This is a genomic window from Paeniroseomonas aquatica (assembly GCF_030409335.1).
Taxonomy (GTDB): domain Bacteria; phylum Pseudomonadota; class Alphaproteobacteria; order Acetobacterales; family Acetobacteraceae; genus Belnapia; species Belnapia aquatica.
This window is the reverse complement of record NZ_JAUFPN010000126.1, coordinates 33,858-50,516: the sequence shown is the minus strand read 5'-3', so window position 1 is coordinate 50,516 and position 16,659 is coordinate 33,858. Positions and strand designations below refer to the sequence as shown.

Annotated in this window: 15 protein-coding genes and 1 pseudogene; 10 read left to right on the top strand and 6 right to left on the bottom strand. The window is 59.1% G+C overall.

The window, feature by feature from the left end:
• Positions 1-230 precede the first annotated feature (230 nt).
• A complete protein-coding gene (locus QWZ14_RS11505) occupies positions 231-395 on the top strand; it encodes a hypothetical protein (RefSeq protein ID WP_290316799.1) in 165 nt (54 codons plus the stop codon).
• On the opposite strand, the gene QWZ14_RS11500 is transcribed toward QWZ14_RS11505, so the two are convergent.
• On the bottom strand, positions 363-1,175 hold the full coding sequence (locus tag QWZ14_RS11500) for an IS5 family transposase (RefSeq protein ID WP_290316803.1): 813 nt from the start codon (positions 1,173-1,175) through the stop codon (positions 363-365). The two genes, QWZ14_RS11505 and QWZ14_RS11500, sit on opposite strands and share 33 nt — an antisense overlap.
• Between QWZ14_RS11500 and QWZ14_RS31975 the strand changes: the two genes are divergently transcribed.
• Positions 1,146-1,493 carry an XRE family transcriptional regulator gene (locus tag QWZ14_RS31975; protein WP_353959297.1) on the top strand — a complete coding sequence of 116 codons (348 nt, stop codon included), beginning with the start codon at positions 1,146-1,148 and terminating at the stop codon, positions 1,491-1,493. The two genes, QWZ14_RS11500 and QWZ14_RS31975, sit on opposite strands and share 30 nt — an antisense overlap.
• 262 nt (positions 1,494-1,755) lie before the next feature.
• Here the strand turns inward: QWZ14_RS31975 and QWZ14_RS11495 are convergent, their stop codons facing one another.
• Positions 1,756-3,105: an IS1380 family transposase gene (locus QWZ14_RS11495; protein ID WP_290316798.1), complete on the bottom strand. Its 1,350-nt coding sequence runs from the start codon at positions 3,103-3,105 to the stop codon at positions 1,756-1,758.
• 186 nt (positions 3,106-3,291) lie between these two features.
• On the opposite strand from QWZ14_RS11495, the gene QWZ14_RS11490 reads away from it, so the two are divergent.
• The 7 genes from QWZ14_RS11490 (at position 3,292) to tnpB (ending at position 11,231) form a co-directional block, all read left to right on the top strand.
• The gene (locus QWZ14_RS11490; protein ID WP_290316797.1) at positions 3,292-3,450 is read left to right on the top strand and encodes a hypothetical protein; all 159 of its coding nucleotides are present in this window, start codon (positions 3,292-3,294) and stop codon (positions 3,448-3,450) included.
• A gap of 428 nt (positions 3,451-3,878) precedes the next feature.
• Positions 3,879-5,792, top strand: a complete 1,914-nt coding sequence (locus QWZ14_RS11485; RefSeq protein ID WP_290316796.1) for an ATP-dependent nuclease — start codon at positions 3,879-3,881, stop codon at positions 5,790-5,792.
• A complete protein-coding gene (locus QWZ14_RS11480) occupies positions 5,792-7,699 on the top strand; it encodes an ATP-dependent helicase (protein ID WP_290316795.1) in 1,908 nt (635 codons plus the stop codon). Before QWZ14_RS11485 ends, QWZ14_RS11480 begins: the two co-directional genes overlap by 1 nt.
• A gap of 1,139 nt (positions 7,700-8,838) precedes the next feature.
• Complete coding sequence (locus QWZ14_RS31970) at positions 8,839-9,105, top strand: IS66 family transposase (protein WP_353959299.1); 267 nt, start codon at positions 8,839-8,841, stop codon at positions 9,103-9,105.
• 301 nt (positions 9,106-9,406) lie between these two features.
• Positions 9,407-9,784 (top strand): hypothetical protein, encoded by a 378-nt coding sequence (locus QWZ14_RS11470; protein ID WP_290316793.1) that lies wholly within the window; start codon positions 9,407-9,409, stop codon positions 9,782-9,784.
• An 803-nt stretch (positions 9,785-10,587) separates the two neighbouring features.
• Positions 10,588-10,884, top strand: coding sequence for a hypothetical protein (locus tag QWZ14_RS11465; protein ID WP_290316792.1), 297 nt, complete (start codon positions 10,588-10,590; stop codon positions 10,882-10,884).
• Positions 10,884-11,231, top strand: a complete 348-nt coding sequence (gene tnpB, locus QWZ14_RS11460) for an IS66 family insertion sequence element accessory protein TnpB (RefSeq protein ID WP_290316791.1) — start codon at positions 10,884-10,886, stop codon at positions 11,229-11,231. The genes QWZ14_RS11465 and tnpB overlap by 1 nt, the downstream gene beginning before the upstream one ends.
• Positions 11,232-11,275: 44 nt before the next feature.
• Here tnpB and QWZ14_RS11455 read toward each other — a convergent pair whose 3' ends face one another.
• The 4 genes from QWZ14_RS11455 to QWZ14_RS11440 all read right to left on the bottom strand — a co-directional run bounded on the left by QWZ14_RS11455 (position 11,276) and on the right by QWZ14_RS11440 (position 14,536).
• Positions 11,276-11,704 carry a phosphatase PAP2 family protein gene (locus QWZ14_RS11455; protein WP_353959298.1) on the bottom strand — a complete coding sequence of 143 codons (429 nt, stop codon included), beginning with the start codon at positions 11,702-11,704 and terminating at the stop codon, positions 11,276-11,278.
• A 241-nt stretch (positions 11,705-11,945) separates the two neighbouring features.
• On the bottom strand, positions 11,946-12,980 hold the full coding sequence (locus QWZ14_RS11450) for an IS110 family RNA-guided transposase (RefSeq protein WP_290316789.1): 1,035 nt from the start codon (positions 12,978-12,980) through the stop codon (positions 11,946-11,948).
• 91 nt (positions 12,981-13,071) lie between these two features.
• Positions 13,072-13,914 carry an IS5 family transposase gene (locus tag QWZ14_RS11445; RefSeq protein ID WP_290316802.1) on the bottom strand — a complete coding sequence of 281 codons (843 nt, stop codon included), beginning with the start codon at positions 13,912-13,914 and terminating at the stop codon, positions 13,072-13,074.
• Positions 13,915-14,257: 343 nt separating this feature from the next.
• Positions 14,258-14,536 carry a hypothetical protein gene (locus QWZ14_RS11440; protein WP_290316788.1) on the bottom strand — a complete coding sequence of 93 codons (279 nt, stop codon included), beginning with the start codon at positions 14,534-14,536 and terminating at the stop codon, positions 14,258-14,260.
• A gap of 760 nt (positions 14,537-15,296) precedes the next feature.
• On the opposite strand from QWZ14_RS11440, the pseudogene QWZ14_RS11435 reads away from it, so the two are divergent.
• Positions 15,297-16,378, top strand: a pseudogene (locus tag QWZ14_RS11435) (IS5 family transposase).
• The last annotated feature ends 281 nt before the right edge of the window (positions 16,379-16,659 follow it).

The following is a 16,659-nucleotide window of genomic DNA, read 5'->3' as shown; positions in this document are numbered from 1 at the left end:
GTAGCCCAGCGCACGCACCTCGCGGCTCAGCGTCTGCTTGGCCACCGTGACCCGGTATTCCTCCCACAGCCACTGGCAGAGGTCGATCAGCCGCCTTACGCCGTCCAGATCGATAATGATACCTGGATTCTGCATGCCTTCCAGAAGAAATCGAAGAGCGGCATCAAAACCCCAAAAGGGGAGATCGACCTAATTGCGTAAAGGCTTAAACGACTGAAGGAGCAGCTAAGATGAGCAAAGATGATGTTGAACTGGTGCGGGGAAGCGGCAACCTTTTGCGCTATCTAAAACAGCCCAATGCCACGCTGGAGCAGCTTCGCTTGATCCTGGCGGCCCGAATTATTAAGAGCCTGACTGTGAACTCATGCGGAACGTGCCAGCCTGCGTATGAGTAGCAAGACGGAAGCGGCGTAGAGGAAGGCGGTGGCCGAGGCGATGGTCGCCTCGAAGTCCTTGGCGAGCCGGCGGCTGCGGCCGAGCCAGGCGAAACATCGCTCGACCACCCAGCGGCGCGGGTGAACGGCGAAGCCGACCTGGTTTTTCGGCTTGCGGACGATCTCGATGGCGATGCGGGTGGCCTGGGCAACGCGGTCGGCGGCATAGGCTGCATCGGCAAAGGCCCGCTCGACGAAGGGAAAGCGGGCACGTGACGCCTGCAGCAGCGGAATGGCGCCATCGCGGTCCTGGACCGAGGCTGCGTGGCACTGCAGGACCAGTGGGCGGCCATCGGTGTCGACCATGGCGTGGCGCTTGCGGCCGTTGATCTTCTTGCCGGCATCGTAGCCGCGCGGACCACCTGCTTCCGTAGTCTTGGTGCTCTGGCTGTCGATCACCGCGGCGGTTGGGCTGGCTTCACGGCCAGCCCGTTCGCGGTCGAGCATGACAAGGTGGTGGTTGATGCTCTCCCAGACCCCGCGTTCGCGGAAGGCCAGGAACCAGGCATAGACCGTCTGCCGAGGCGGGAAGCAATCCGGCAACATGCGCCAGGGAATGCCGCCACGCAGGACGTAGAAGATCGCATTGATGATCTCGCGCATCGGCCAGCTTGGTCGCCGGCCGACCGGAGAAGCGGGCGGCAGGAGTGGTGCCAGCACCGCCCATTCCGCATCGGTCACATCACTGGCGAAGCGCAGGCCCTCCCGCCTATGAAGGGCACGGGTGGTCGGGGTCCACATCAGGCTGTTCATCCAACTCGGTCTCGACAACCTGTTGGAATCACAGCCTACCCGACCATCCAACCCCCATTGCGGCAGCGTTCACAGTCAGGCTCTAAGGCGCTGAACGAGCAAACCCTCACCGTCAGAAAGGCAGCAGAGCTCACAGGCTATGCCGCCGCTGATTTCTCTCGCATCCGCCGTGCTAACCTAGATCGTTTCACCGTAAACCGTTTGTTGACGATGCTCGGCAAGCTTGGCCAGGATGTGGAGGTGACGGTCATCGACTTGCACATTCCAAGGACCACACCGGCAAGGCCCGAACCAGCACGTACCTGAGCAAGGTTTCCGAGCCGGGGCAGGTTAAAGCGCAGCGCTACCAGGCATAAGGCTCAGTCGCATGGCGGACGGGTCCGACGAAGCGGCTAGCCCGAAAAATTCAGCAGGGGCTCTGCGCGGCTTGATCGGGCTCTTCTGTCTGCACGGCCTGGTTGCGCGGGCATGCTGACGGCCCGCCGGCTGTGAGGTCGGCGGTGGGGTGCTGATTGCGAGGCTTGGGGCTGCGGTGACGGGCTCGGTCAGGGCGACATCGCCCCGGTGTTCAGATGACCAGCCGCGGCAGGCGTTCGAGCGCAAGCCGCAGGATGGTTTGGTCGGGACAGCCGCTGGGCAGATGGACCAGCACCTTGGTCTTCCAGGCGACGATGCGAGCGGCGATTTTCAGCAGGCGCAGCCGCAGCGTGTCGAACTGGGCGACGCGCCAGGACGACCGCGCCGGCATCAGGCGGCGCAGCGACCACATGAGCCAGTAGGCGCCGGTGTGCAGCATCAGGCGCAGCTGGTTGGCACTGGCGCGGTGACAGGATGTGCGATCGGCGGCCAGGTGGGTCTTCCAGGATTTGATGTGGTTCTCGGCTTGGCCGCGGCGGCAGTAGAGCTCTTCGTACAGCGTGCGCGGCGCGCCGCCGGCCAGGTTGGTGACGACGAACCGGGTGTCGGTGCCCTGCACGCTGGCCTCGACACGGGCGATGATGCGCTCGACCCGGCTCCAGCTGGCGGCGCCGTCGTGGAATTCCTTGTAGCGCCGCAGCTTGTCCGGGCCGGCCGTGGCGGCCTGCCGGGCCGCGGTGCTGCGCTCCAGGGCCTCGACATGGCGGCGCAGCGTTGTGGTTGTGGCGACGCCAAGGATGAAATCGATGTGCTCGACCCGGCAGAAATCCAGCACCTCAGGGGCGCAGTAGTGGCTGTCGGCACGGAGCAGGATCTCGACCCGCGGCCAGTGGCCGCGGATCTCGCGTACCAGGCGGCGGAGGAAGCCACGCACTTCTCGCCCGGTCGGTCGACACGCCGGGCGCAGCAGGGCGGCGACGGGGCGGCCTTCGCCGTCGAACACGACGATCGGCTGGAAGCCGTATGCGTCGTAGTAGGCGTTGAACAGCCGCAGCTGCTGGCCGCCATGGACCGCATCGAAGGTGTCGTCGATGTCGAGCGTGATGCGGCGTGGCACCTGGCGGAAGCTGGTGCAGTAGAGCCCGACCATGGCCTGGCCCATGCGTAGCAGGTCACGCGGCCGGGGCAGGTTCTCGAGCCGCGAGATGGTCGGCTGCGAGCACAGCGCGGCACCATCCGGCAGCCGGCCGAGGGCGAGCTTGAAAGCCGGGTCGTGCCGCAGGCTGTCGGCGTCGTTGCCGTCCTCATAGCCGGCGGCAATCATCAGCATCCGGAACCGCAGGATGTCGGCGATGCCATGCACGACCCGCCCCGCCGCGCGGGGATCGGCCACGCAGGCGGCCAGGCGGTCAGCGATACCGAGGCGGCTTTCGATCTCGCGCAGCGCCAGCACACCGGCATCTGAGGAGAGCTGGCCGCCGTCGAAGCGGGCGATGATCGGCTTGCCGCAGACCGGTGACAGGCCGGGCAACGCAGAGGTAGCTTCAACCTTGGCGGGCATGGGCTCCGAAATCGGCTGGGTTCTGGTCTCGCAGCCGAATTCTATGCTCGATCAATGGCTTGCGCCATGTCCGCCAGCCCTCGTGCATAATCCGGGCTAGCAGCTGTTCCGGTTTCACCAGACTCAACCGGGTGGCAGGTAGGAACGAAGGATGGGCAGAACCCGGTCGATACGGCGATTCATATCGTGACGCATGGTGAGGTGATCGGTGCCGACATGATGTTCCCAATGATCCCTGCAAGCTACGCCAGGATCACCGTCAACCAGGCGAAAGCGCTCATTATGGAAGCGCAGGAAGCCGACTCGAAGAACTGGATGACCCGCCTACGCTCAAACTGGCCGTAGCGAAGAGTGCAAGATATGCGGTGTAGTATCGCAATCTTGCCAAGGGGGCGGTGCCCGCCCCCGTTGGATATCCCCAGCCTATGGCGCATTCACCGGCTTTGGGCCGGATCTGCGCCATGAGTCGTTTGGCCGACGCACCACCAGTCAGGGAGCCTCCGCGCTCCCCGACACCCCATAGCCAACCCTGCGCGGTTTGGATGTCCGCCACCCTCTCCCGGGTGGATCACGACCAAGCGGAGACTTCGCTCTCCCCTGGACCCCATCGACCAAGGAGCGTGCTTGCCCCTTGGAACGCTGCTTTACCTGAGAGCAAGCTTGTTTCGGTTTTTTTACATGCCTATAATGAAATAAGGAAACATCGCTGGAGCTCGTTACGCTTAAATAGTAGGGTTGAATAACTAGTGCGGACTGGAAAGGGGTACTATTTGATGCGGCTAAAGAGGGTAAGAATTAATAATTTTCGGTCGATCCGGTCAGCAGATATTGAATTCGGCGAAAACACTGTTCTAATTGGTCCGAATAATTCGGGCAAGACAGCCATTTTAGAAGCAATACGCATAGCGCTGACGAGGCGGTGGGGACAACGGGGCACCGGATTTACCGAATACGACATACATTTATGTGAGTCCCGGCCAGATCCAAAGATTGGAGACCCGGTTGTAATTGAGCTTGAAATACAAGAGAACGTTGCAAACGAATGGCATGAAAACATTCATGGAGATCTCGCCGATATTATCCAAACCGACCCTGTATCTGGCGTCGCATCAATTATTCTTCGCGTGAGTTGTGCTTGGGACGCTCTAGAAGAAAGCTTTATACCTAAATGGGAATTCCTCAATGTAACCCGACAACCGCTTGTTGGCCGGGGCGCTAGAGCGCTAAATCTCCAAGAGTTTTTCCAGTTCATCCCAGCATTTTATATGGAAGCAATCAGGGACGCTGGGGACGAATTTTCTAGCCGCAGCCAGTTTTGGGGACGGTTACTCAAAGCCGTTCAAATACCTGATGATCTTGAAAAAAAATCGCAACGAGTATTCGACCTACTCAACAAAAAGCTTTTGCGAGCAGACCCACTTCTTGGAACTTTATCTTCGGGACTTTCAACAATTAGTCGTATTGCTTCCGCGGACCAACCGGGTGAAGCCGACCTTCGGCTTCTGCCTTTAAACACATGGGACATACTTTCCAAAGCTGAAGTGATATATAAGTCTGAAGCTAACAAACCTTGGCTTCCACTGCATAAGCACGGTCAAGGCGTACAAAGCCTGTCAGTAATGTTTTTATTCAAAGCATTTATAGAGCATCTTCTCGATGAACTATACAGACCAGAAAGTTCTCCAGTTCTTGCAATCGAAGAACCAGAGACACATCTGCATCCACAAGCAGCCCGCACCCTTTGGCGTCACATTTCCGAACTGCCTGGGCAAAAAATTGCCAGCACACACTCACCTTATTTCCTTGAACACGTACCCTTCCGTGATATCCGGATTGTTCGTGTTGGAAATAATGGAACAACTGTTCATTCACTCCCAACAGAATATCGCGCGTCGTGTCCTAACCTACCCTCTATTTTTGCGGTAATGGCGAAATCAGCTGGTCGGTTAAGTTATGATGGCTCACTCGGCCAAATTGTGGTGCATCAAGTTCTCGGCCAAAATATCTACCGCGATCTCTTAACCGCATATGGCACCCACCCTGATCGTGCCGCAATTGGCGTTGAGCTCAAACGTGTGTATGAACTGTCACAACGCTTTATACCGGATGAAGAGCTGGCGCAGCTAGAAACATTCGCAAGGCGAATACGAGGCGAGATTTTCTTTGCGAGAAGATGGTTGCTTGTCGAAGGCCAATGCGAATATCATTTGGTTCATGGCATTGCGGAGGGCCTTGGCTATAATCTCGACGAACACGGAGTTTCGGTGATCGACTTTCAAAACAACGGCAATCCTGAATGTTTTTGTGCCTTAGGAAGAGCTTTAGGCTACCCATGGTTAATGATCGTTGATGGGGACGCAGCTGGAACATCTTATATTCAGAAACTTTCGCCTCGGGGCTTTAATGTTGCCGAGATTGCCCACCGCACCTATCAACTAGCCGAAGGCGATATTGAACAGCAGCTCATCGCGGACGGATTGCAAGCCGAACTAAAGGCATCTTTGCTGGATATCGGCGAAACTAAAGCGCCAACCTACGATGACGCGGCACTTTTGAAGGCATTGGTTGCGAGCAAAAGTGCCTACGGAGCCGTTCTAGGCCGCAAATGTGCACAGGATGCGGCCCTTGCGGCGCGCATGCCAAAGGCTTTTCGAGATGCAATCATCTCGCTTAGAGGGTTAGAGTGATGACGATATTAGTGGAACAAGCTCTTGCTGAGCTAACGCCCCCTCAGGCATCTGCCTCGTGTTGGAATGAAGGGTCTCTGTTTGTTTTGGCTGGTCCGGGTTCGGGCAAGACTCGGGTTCTGACAACGAGAATTGCAAAACTTTTATCCGACAGTCCGGATAAAAGCTTCCGCGTCCTAGCGTTAACATTCACCAATAAAGCAGCTGATGAAATGTCGGCGCGCGTCAGCGTCTTGGTTCCAGATCAGGAGCGTAGAGCCCTGATAGGTACATTTCATTCATTTTGTATGCAAATGTTGCAACAGCACGGTTCTCACATCGGCATAAGACCGGATTTTGCTATTTATTCTCTTGATGCAGATAGACAAGAGCTTCTACGAGATGCTTTAAAACAGGCAGGGCTGGGTTACGGAGATATAAAACTCCTAAATATCATCGATAAGCTAAAATCGCGTCTGATTTCGCCAGAAGAAAGCGCCAATAGCTTTCGAGATAAAGAGGCTGGAAGTCGAATCGCGAATTCCTACAGAGCTTATGAGAATGCGCTGTTACGTGCGAATGCCTTAGACTTCGGCTCTCTCATATCTGCCGCCCATAGTTTAATCTCCAACAATCCAGGAATTGCTACCACCTATCGTAGAACGTACAAATATTGGCTTTTCGACGAATTCCAAGATACAAACGATGGACAATATCGACTAATACGGGCACTAGCCGGTGATAGTTTCAAGAATATTTTTGCAGTGGCAGATGACGACCAAATAATTTATCAATGGAACGGCGCAAGTTACCAGCAGATACAACGATTCCGGGCAGACTTTGCACCACAAGAAATCCAGCTTCCAACGAATTACCGGTGCCCCCCCAGTATTGTTATGGCGGCTAACCGCCTCGTAATACACAATTCGCAACGAACTGAGACCAAATTGCCATTGGAAGCTGGCAAAAAAAATCTTAGGTACCCTGACGGCACTCATATTTCTTTGTTGCGCTTTTCGTCGGATACCGCAGAAGCAGCTGCAGTTGCACGTGGGATTAAAAGTATCGACAAAAGCCTCTGGAGCGAAGTCGTTGTTTTGGCCCGCACACGTGCCATGCTCGAACGCATCCAGCAAGCTCTAAGCACAGCTGGCGTACCTGCGGCGATTGCTCAACGGCGCGACGACTTTCGTTCACCCGAATTTCTATGGCTATCAGCTGTGCTCCGACAGACGCTTAGACCTTTAGATACGCGAGCTCTTGAGGCTTTGATTGGCGCGTTCAATCGTTGGTGGGGTACAGAACTACAAGTTGGCGATATTATAGCAGCAGCAGAGGTTTCTAACCGGTCGTATTTGGACGAATGGGCAGCCGCGGTCCCACCTCAGATTGACGCTGCGGGATTAAAGCTGGCGGAACTCACTGCCAAATATGGGAAAGAGCCATCGCGTTTTCGACACTTCATAGATGCCGTGATACAAGATCTACCGACCGGTGACGAAAGCCTCGTAGATCTTGCAGAAGATAGGAACGCTTGGAACGACTTAAATCGAAACATCTCAAGAGCTATTGGTCGCGATGCGCCTCTTGAACAATTTCTCCAAGAGCTGTCTATCAGGTCAAAAGAGCCTCCGCCTGTGAAATCAATGGTTGCTTTAATGACCATTCATGCTGCTAAAGGGAAAGAGTTCGATCATGTCTTTTTAGCTGGTATGGCAGAAAGCATTCTCCCTAGTTTCCATAGCGTTAAGCTCGGAGAAAATAGTCCCGAAATGGAAGAAGAAAGGAGAAATTGCTTCGTTGCGATTACGCGAGCTAAAGAATGGTTATGCCTTTCTTATGCGGATACTTACGGCAACTGGGGAAAGATGCCGTCTAGATTTCTTACCGAGATGGGGTTTGAGTTACCACAGACCTACTCTGATTAGCCGCTGTACTTCCGCCTCATTGAATGCCCCGCGCAGATCATCGGCGACGAAGCCGCGCATCTCATGGACGCGGACATGCTGGTTCTCATCGATGCGCATCAGACGCGCGGCAAGGTCCGCGCCGCCGCTTCGTTGCGATCCTTTGAATATCTGGCGCGTTTCCTTCCGCCTTGAGGCCGGGGGCGGAAACCAACAGGCGGAGGATTTCGTGGATGTCAGCCAACGCCGAGCCGAACTCGGCTTCTAGCTTTGGGGTCACCGGCAGCGCCCCAATATGGGCGAGCTTTGCGAGCTGATTGATATTGCTGGACAGGCGCGAGGCCCCAAGAGCAGCGAGGGCCTGGGCCAGCGCTTGCCGGTCGCAGACGGCAAGGCCGCTTCGCCTTGTTCTCACCGGCAGCGCCGAGCCCAGCAGCTTCGCCTTGATATATGCCCCAGGGGCGCGCCCTTGGCCTCATCCACCAGTCGGGCGCGCTCAGCCTCTGACAGGCGAAGGCTGAACGGCGCGGGTCGCCGTTTGGGAAACGGGAAGGCTTTGCCGCTTGTGGCGGCGCTGAATGGCTGTTGCAGGGACACTGAGCGGCCCCGTCACAATGAGGGCGGGCGCGGTTTACCTAGCGATGTATCCCGGAGCACTTGCTCCCACGCAGCTAGATTTGCGAATATCCGGTTCGTTTCCTCACCGGAGAGGCGCCCATCCTGGCCCGGCTGCGCCGGGTCCCGGGTGGTCTGTTCAGACGAGACCTGCGTGCGCGTCGACGGCTGCTGGACCTAAGTGTTCCAGAACGACGAGGTGGTGATCCATGCGGTCCGCCGCAGCCGTGATGCCGGCATCGTCGCCGAGGTGATGGCCAATCATCGTCCGGCGATCTGGGTCTCCGACCTCTACGGCGCCCAGCGTGGCCACGCCGAGGCCTGGCAAATCTGCCTGGCGCATCAGCTGCGTGACTGTCGCTACGCCGCCAAGGCGGGCGACGCCATCTTCGCCCCGCGCATAAAGGCGTTGCTGCTACGCGCCGTCGTTCTCCCCGGCGACATCGCGGTCTGGCCGAAAGCACACGGCGTGAGTACCGCCGCCGCCTCGAGCATGCGCTCAATACCGTCATGGCGCTCGCCTCGACGAATCGGCACGGCCAGCGATTGCGAAACCGCTACGGGAAACTACGTCAGCAGCTCTTCACCTTCTCGATCATCCCGACGTTACCACCGACAACAATGGGAGCGAGCAAAAGCTTCGACCGACCGACACCGATCGCAAGGTCACCGGTGGTTTTCGATCCACTTGGGGCGCTGATCTTTACGCCGACGTTCGCTCTGTCATCGGCACTGCAGCGAGACGCAGTACCGATGCCTATCAGGCCATCCGTGCCGCCCTACAGAGCCAATCGGTACTCGCCCCAGGTTGAACAGTTACGTAATTTGAGTAGGCCCGCCGGGCTTTTGGATAATTAGTGCGATGGACCGATAGCGCCGCTAGGAGCGATGCAAGGAGGAGGCTTCGTGCGGACGTTCGCATAAGTCGCCGCCGGCGCTCCCAAGAATGAGCGATCGAGTTTGGTATCAGGACGGCTGAACGCAATGCATTCAACGAGGTGGATCAGAAAGGGCGGATGGTACGCCGCTGGTGCCAGGTTGGTATGCGGTTTTTCTCCAATCGCCTATTTGGGCATCGTATTGTATTTGCTTACTTTCTGGTATGATACAGCCATGGACAAATTCGAGAGAGACTTGAAGCAGGAGCAAGCGGAGATGGAACTCACTGAGACATGGGCAGTCCATGTCAATGAGGCCGGCGGCAGGCCCAGGAGGACCGTTACTTTCGGTAGTGTGACGGTTACTGGCCCGGAACCTACTCCTGAGCAACGAGCGCGTAATTCCGCGGAGAGCGAAGCTGCTCTGAGGCGTTTAGCCTCGGGCTTGGCTATTCCAGGAGTAGTGATCGAGCGTAAGCCTGGAGTCCCGTTGATTTACGCCAACAAATATCAGTCGGGTACTGTCATCCGTGAGTTAGACGGCAGAAAAGAGGTCGGCACGTTGGCAAAGGATGGAATTTTTACGCCGCTTGGAACTGCTTCAGCCAGTTAGTGTGCAGACAGTGAGGAGATAGTTAATTTTTTCTTCCAAAAATAAAAACAAAATGCATATTTTTCCGATATTATTTTGATATTCTACTGTGGATCCGCTAAGCTTATAACAAAGCTTGTACGATAATGTCGCCACGACGCAAGATAGTGTGTTTGCGAGCGAACAGGCTTCTTAGTCAATGAAAATTTAACCAATATTTGAATAGGTTTTGATTGAGGTGCATCTATCCCCCACCGGGCGTCTCTATCCCTCACCAGGGTGCCTCTATCCCCCACCGGGCGCCTCTATCCCTCACCAGGGCGCCTCTATCCCTCACCAGGGTACCTCTATCCCCCACCGGGCGCCTCTATCCCCCACCGGGGCGCCTCTATCCCTCACCAGGGTACCTCTATCCCCTACCGGGGCGCCTCTATCCCCTACCGGGGCGCCTCTATCTCCCACCGGGGCGCCTCTATCCCCCACCGGGGCGCCTCTATCCCTCACCAGGGTACCTCTATCCCCTACCGGGGCGCCTCTATCCCCCACCGGGCGCCTCTATCCCTAACTAGGGTGCCTCTATCCCCCATCGGGGCGCCTCTATCCCCCACCGGGCGCCTCTATCCCTCACCAGGGTGCCGCTATCCCCCACAGGGGCGCCTCTATCCCTGGACTTGCTCCGCTTTAAAGTCCGTCCGGGATCATACGGTTTTCTGACACAGACTTCGGAGCATCCGGCCGACCGAGGCCCAGCGCAGGAAAGCCAGCGCGCGGCGATTCAAGCATTCCCAATCCGCAGCTAGTCTGCCGAGGACAAGCTGCGGATCGTGGGCGAGACGCTGGCGCATGGTGCGATAGCCAAGGTGGTGGCGGACCGGCACGGCATCGGCACCGGGCTGCTGTTCACCTGGCCGCGCGAGATGCTGGCCACGGCCATGTCGGGCTTTGCCCCGGTCGCGGTCGTGCCGGAACTTGCGGTGGCCGCGGCGGTCGCGCCGGCAAAGGCGGACGAGGCGCCTGGCCTGCTCGAGGTGGCGTTCCCATCCGGGACGACTGTGCGCGTCAGCGGCGCGGTGGATCCGGCGATGTTGCGGGTTGTCCTGGCGGAGCTTGGCGGGCGCTGATGTTCGGGCCGCCGCCCGGCACGCGGGTATTCCTTGCCTGCGGCGTGACCGATATGTGCAAGGGCTTCGACGGGCTGGCGGCCCAGGTGCAGACGGTTCTGGTGCAGGATCCCTATGGCGGCGCGCTGTTCTGCTTTCGCGGCCGCCGCGGTGACCTGCCGAAGATTTTGGTCTGGGACGGCCAGGGCCTGATCCTTCTGGCCAAGCGGCTGGAACGCGGCAAGTTCGTCTGGCCACAGGCAGCGAGCGGCGTGGTGTCGCTGACGCCGGCGATGCTCTCAATGCTGCTGGAGGGGATCGACTGGCGGATGCCGGCCTGGACGGTACGGCCGGAGACGGCGGTGTAGCGGCGGTGCCGCTTCCGAATTGCCTGGAATGCATCATGGGACGCTCAAATAGAAAGGGCAGCGTCCAAGGCTGCGATGGGTTTGGTGAGAGCTACCGTCGCCGTTGCTCTTTTCTGTAATTCTTTATAGACGTGACTTCTTTCGGTAATCGCAAACTTTGCAAATTTCAGGATTGGCTCTGGCTCCTTGAAAATATGCGGAATTAAGTTCATTGCGAGAATCCATGATGCTACATTGTCTGTCGGGTAATGAACTCCCGCAAAGACTCTTCGGTCACCAATATCTACTGAAAATTGTGCCAAACAAGCAGCAGAATCTGCGCTCCTGAGTAAGTTGTTATGCTGCCAAACTTCGAAAACCGCGCAACCAGCGACGATGCCCTGCAAGCAGTGACCGCTAAATGTTGAAGAGGTTAATGAGGTCGCGGCGGTTTGTGACTCAAACTCGTTCTGTCTGAGACCCCGTTCTCTAATCGGGGTTTCCAGGTCAAGCGCCGAAGTGGAGGCTGACCGCTGCCGGGGTCATGGTTCTCTCCGGGGTCGGTGTGATCCGCCCCATGATGGGGGTCAGGGATGGGGCGCCGCGATGTTTGCGACGGCCTGATCCAACAATATCTGCCAGACCGGCCAACGGGTTCTGCGCGGTCGCTTCCACCCGCCGTCCCGGCAGAGACAGCCTCTCCGCCGGAGCGGAGCCTGGGTGGTGAACTGCGGGTCAGGCCATCTTGGCCTCCTCGCGGGTCCACCAGAACTCGGTGCCGTCCGTCCACATGCAGCGGAGAATGACGGCGATCTTGCGAGCCACCGCGACCCGCGCCTTCTTGGCGCCGATCCGCTGCACCAGGCGGGTGCCCCAGGCCTTGAGCGGCGAGAACCGCTGCACCTTGGTCAGCAGCACATTGGCTGCCTCATAGAGGCAGGTGCGGGTAAACGCATCGCCGCACTTCGAGATGCGACCGTGCCGGTCGGTCTCGCCGGACTGGTAGCGGGTGGGCGTCAGTCCGAGATAGGGGCCGACGTCACGGGCGTGCTTGAACCGCTCCGGATCGTCGATGGTGGAGAGGAAGGCCACCGCGGTGATCGGCCCGACCCCCGGCACGGTCATGAATCGCCGGAGGGTAGGCTCGCTTCTGACCAGGCGGCGGAGGTCGCGGTCCAAGGCCGCAACTTGGGCCACCACATGCCGCCGCACCTCGGCCAGCTTGGCCACCAGGCTGCTGACCATGGGATGACCCTCCGCCAGGGCTTCGGCACGCCGGATCAGGGCATCGGTATTTCCCGGCCCGAGGATCAGGCCGAAGGTCTTGAGCAAGCCGCGGATCTGCGCGTCCAGGTCGGTACGGATGCTGACCAGACGGTGCCGGGCGGCAAGCAGGGCCAGGCGCTCGTGCGCGGTGAAGCTCTTGGCGGTGACGGCGCGGTACCATCCCATGCGCAGCATCTCGGCCAGGCCACGGGCGTCGCCGCGGTCCGACTTGGTCGGCCGCATCGAGAGCGCGGCATGGGCATGCCGGGCGTCCATCAACACCACCGGCAGGTCTGCCGCCTTGAGCGCATGATACAGCCATGGCGAGGTGGCGCCGGTCTCAAGGCCCACCCGCGCCAACTGCGGCGCTTTGCTACGGATGAGGCTGATAAGGGCAGCGGGCTCGGCCGCCACTTTGCCTTCGAACGTCACGGCGCCCTTGCCGTCGATCACGCAGACGCTGATCTCCTTCAGCGACACGTCGAGTGCGACATACTGCTCCATAGCGGCTTCTCCCGAGATTGGTGTGCCCGAAATTGATTTTAGTCCCAAGCTCGGGGAAGTCGCCCGCCCCGATTATCCCATGTTTGCGAAGTTATGGTGCTGGCAGTCGCCTGCGGTTGGGATGGGCGAGGCGGTGGAGCATGAGGCGGATGGCTGCCAAGGTCACCATAGCCTCGGAGACCTCGGGCAGCGCCTCGTAATCTTTGGACAGCCGGCGGCATCGGCCGAACCAGCCGAACGACCTCTCGATCACCCAGCGGCGCGGCTGGACGACGAAGCCGATGGTGCCGGCGAGGCGGCGCACGATGATCAAGGCGAGCCCGGTCAGGAAGCAGGCGAGCAAGGCCGCGAGCCGATTGTAGGCGCTGTCGGCGAACACGGCGCGGAGCCAGGCGTAGAGCGGCTTCACGCGTTTCAGCAGATCGCCGATGCCGTCGGCATCCTGGATGTTGGCGGCATGCACGACGATGCCCAGCAGCAGCCCGCCCGCGTCCACGGCGATGTGACGCTTGCGCCCCTTCAGCCGCTTCGCCGCATCCCAGCCCCGTGGGCCGCCGCTTTCGGTGGTCTTCACGCTCTGGGTGTCGACGACCGCCGCCGTGGGGCTGGCCTCCCGCCCGGCGCCCTCGCGCAGCAGGACGACGAGATGGTGGCGGATGCTCTCCCAAACCCCGTCCCGCAGGAAGGCGCGCATGTAGCCGTACACCGTGCGCCACGGCGGGAAGGCCGGAGGCGGCGGCAGGTGCCGCCACTGGCAGCCGGTGCGGACGAGGTAGAACAGCCCGTCCAGCAAACTCCGGGGGTCTGTCGTGCGCGGCCGCCCGCCGGGCTTTGCCGGCGGGATCAACGCCGCAAGCAACTGAAACTGCTCATCCGTCAGCGCCCGCCCGGCGCCGAAATTCCCAACCAGCGTGCGATCAGCAGGGGTCCACATCGCGGTCTCCAACAAGGAAACCGCCGGCAACGCTGGCCAAAGGGCCGGGATTAGACGCTTACATCAGACCCAGACAACCTTCTCAAACGGGGTCTGATAATCATGGAGGCTTGATAAGGACGCAACTTTACAAATGCGGCTTTAAGATATAAAATACCCGAAGCCAGTTTCTTTCTCAATGCCTCTCTCATTATCGGAGCTACCATGGCTGCCTGCCACGATGGCGCCGATGAGTCGTACTCGAAATATTCCGTCCCAAACGGCTTACCGCCGTCTTCGGACCGAAAATGTAATAGATGAGTATGAGCATCAGCAGCTAAGGTAGGAGATTCAGGTTTTTTGTCTAAAAACTGCCATTTGTTTGATAGCACTCCATCATCATGGCGACTTCAAACCGTACCAGGTCTTCCGCAAAATCCTGCGCCGCCCCGTTCCATCCACCCGTTGTAGTGTCATAAGAAGGCCAAAGGTTATCCGCCATCAAATCTTTCATTGATAGAAGCCATTTGTGCCAGCTCACATCTCGATTAGTGTCAGATGGCAGGAAATCAGGGGGCACATTTTCAGCCGCAATCGCTTCGAAGTATCCTTCGCCCATCTTTCCGTACGGCGGCAGTTTCATCTCTCCATTCCTCTCCAGACAAATATTGTTGCGCATAAGGATGCGACATCAGTCTAGACCATACGCGCATCCAGACCTTTCAATTTATCGAAATTTTCTACCTTAAGACGAGGGCCAGATATCAGTAGCCACTATGGTCCTAGCGCGTGAAGCAGCGGGGCGCCCCATGATATGAACTCCATCATGCTGCGCGGGTCCTGATGCGTGGGGAACAGGGTCTGCACCGCATCGGCGGGGAGCTGCCTCCGGAAACCCCACACCAATTTTAGCGCTATTGCCGCATCTTGCACGCTTTTGACTCCATGTACCTTGAGCACGTGGCCCAGCTCGCTGTCGGGCTTCGGGAGTCCGAGGCGTTCCAGACAGTGCCCAGTCCTCGTCGGCGGCGGTCAGGCAGTTCAGCACGAGGCGCAGGGCGTCCCTGGGAGGCAGGCGGGTCGAGGTCACCTCGAAGACGCGCAACTCGGCACCCTCGGCGTTGTAGGGACAGAGGTCCTTCTTAAGGTCGCATTTCGCGTTCGATCGGAACTCAAAGCCTGACTGTGAACGAATTCGAAATGGCTTCAACGTATTGGCTGTGAATAGGATGAGGCGGCCGGGCAGTGAAATCGCGCTGCGGCCAAGACCCTGACTTCTCACCAATCTTATCCGTTACTATATCGTTCGCAGTCAGGTTTTTAGCAAGCTGCAGAAATTTGGCTGTTCAGAACGGCTGTGACCTGATTCGCTGTGGCGTTTGTCAGCGGCGATGGGTTGGGCGATGCGCGGTTCGGATCGGCAGACGGGGTCGATGTCTAGTTATGGAGCCCGGAGGCCTTGGTGCCGTCGGACCACCCGCTGCGGGCAATCCGGCTGCTGGTGAATGCGGCGCTGGAGCGGTTGTCCGGGGATTTCGATGCGCTCTACGCCGCAGGCGGGCGGGATTCGATCGCGCCGGAGAAGCTGCTGCGGGCGCTGCTGTTGTAGGCGTTCTACTCTGTGCGGTCCGAACGGCGGCTGATGGAGCAGGTGACCTACAACATGCTCTTCCGCTGGTTCATTGGGCTGTCGATGGACGCCCCGGTGTGGGACGTGACGGTGTTTACCAAGAACCGGGACCGACTGCTGCGGGGCGAGGTGGCGGGGAAGTTCTTCGCCGCGGTACTGGCCGACCCGCGGGTAAAGCCGCTGCTCTCGCCGGAGCATTTCTCGGTGGACGGCACGCTGATCGAGTCCTGGGCCTCGATGAAGAGCTTCCGGCCGAAGGACGGCTCCGGCGCGCCACCCGGGCCGGGCCGCAACGGCGAGCGCGACTTCCATGGCGAGAAGCGCAGCAACGAGACCCACGCCTCGAAGACCGATCCCGATGCGCGGCTGGCGCGGAAGTCGAACGGACAGGCCTCCAAGCTTAGCTACGCCGGGCATGTGGTGATGGAGAACCGGCACGGCCTGGCGGTGGCGGCGACCACGACACGGGCGACCGGCACCGCCGAGCGGGATGCGGGCAAGGCGATGATGGCAGGGCTGGATCGCGCGCCGCGCAGCATGCTGGGCGCGGACAAGGACTACGACACGCGGGACTTCGTGGCGGCGATGCGGGGCCTGGGAGTAACGCCACACGTGGCGCAGCACAAGAATGGTCGGCGCTCAGCGATTGACGGGCGAACCACGCGTCACCCGGGCTACGCGGTCAGCCAGCGCATTCGCAAGCGGATCGAGGAGGTATTCGGCTGGGGCAAGGAGATTGGCGGCATGCGCCGGACCTTGCTGCGCGGCCTCGAGCGCGTCGGATGGGGCTTCACGCTGCGGGTGGCGGCCTACAACCTGATCCGCCTGCCGAAGCTGCTGGCAGCGCCTGCCTGATGGCCTCCGGACAGGAGCAGGGCACCGTAAATTTTGGCGGTTAGCCGCCGCAAACCCGGCGTCACGGCTCCGCTCTCGCTACCCGACCGCCATCACACCAACGACAAATCAGGCCCGTAGCGGCGAATTTCCGCAGCCTGTTAGAATATGCGCCAGCGCCTTCGAATGCGACGCCGCATAGATTAGATCACAGCAGCTAGGGTACATGGTATGGAATTTTATAAGGTGACACCTTCAGGACCGGAACCTAAGATAGAATAACGAAGAAGTTAGTGTTAAAA

Excerpts from the sequence above, each read along its gene's own strand:
- QWZ14_RS11505 (WP_290316799.1), top strand. The coding sequence starts at position 231 with ATGAGCAAAGATGATGTTGAACTGGTGCGGGGAAGCGGCAACCTTTTG.
- QWZ14_RS31975 (WP_353959297.1), top strand. The coding sequence starts at position 1,146 with ATGAAGGGCACGGGTGGTCGGGGTCCACATCAGGCTGTTCATCCAACT.
- QWZ14_RS11500 (WP_290316803.1), bottom strand. The coding sequence starts at position 1,175 with ATGTGGACCCCGACCACCCGTGCCCTTCATAGGCGGGAGGGCCTGCGC.
- QWZ14_RS11495 (WP_290316798.1), bottom strand. The coding sequence starts at position 3,105 with ATGCCCGCCAAGGTTGAAGCTACCTCTGCGTTGCCCGGCCTGTCACCG.
- QWZ14_RS11485 (WP_290316796.1), top strand. The coding sequence starts at position 3,879 with ATGCGGCTAAAGAGGGTAAGAATTAATAATTTTCGGTCGATCCGGTCA.
- QWZ14_RS11480 (WP_290316795.1), top strand. The coding sequence starts at position 5,792 with ATGACGATATTAGTGGAACAAGCTCTTGCTGAGCTAACGCCCCCTCAG.
- QWZ14_RS11470 (WP_290316793.1), top strand. The coding sequence starts at position 9,407 with ATGGACAAATTCGAGAGAGACTTGAAGCAGGAGCAAGCGGAGATGGAA.
- tnpB (WP_290316791.1), top strand. The coding sequence starts at position 10,884 with ATGTTCGGGCCGCCGCCCGGCACGCGGGTATTCCTTGCCTGCGGCGTG.
- QWZ14_RS11450 (WP_290316789.1), bottom strand. The coding sequence starts at position 12,980 with ATGGAGCAGTATGTCGCACTCGACGTGTCGCTGAAGGAGATCAGCGTC.
- QWZ14_RS11445 (WP_290316802.1), bottom strand. The coding sequence starts at position 13,914 with ATGTGGACCCCTGCTGATCGCACGCTGGTTGGGAATTTCGGCGCCGGG.
- QWZ14_RS11440 (WP_290316788.1), bottom strand. The coding sequence starts at position 14,536 with ATGAAACTGCCGCCGTACGGAAAGATGGGCGAAGGATACTTCGAAGCG.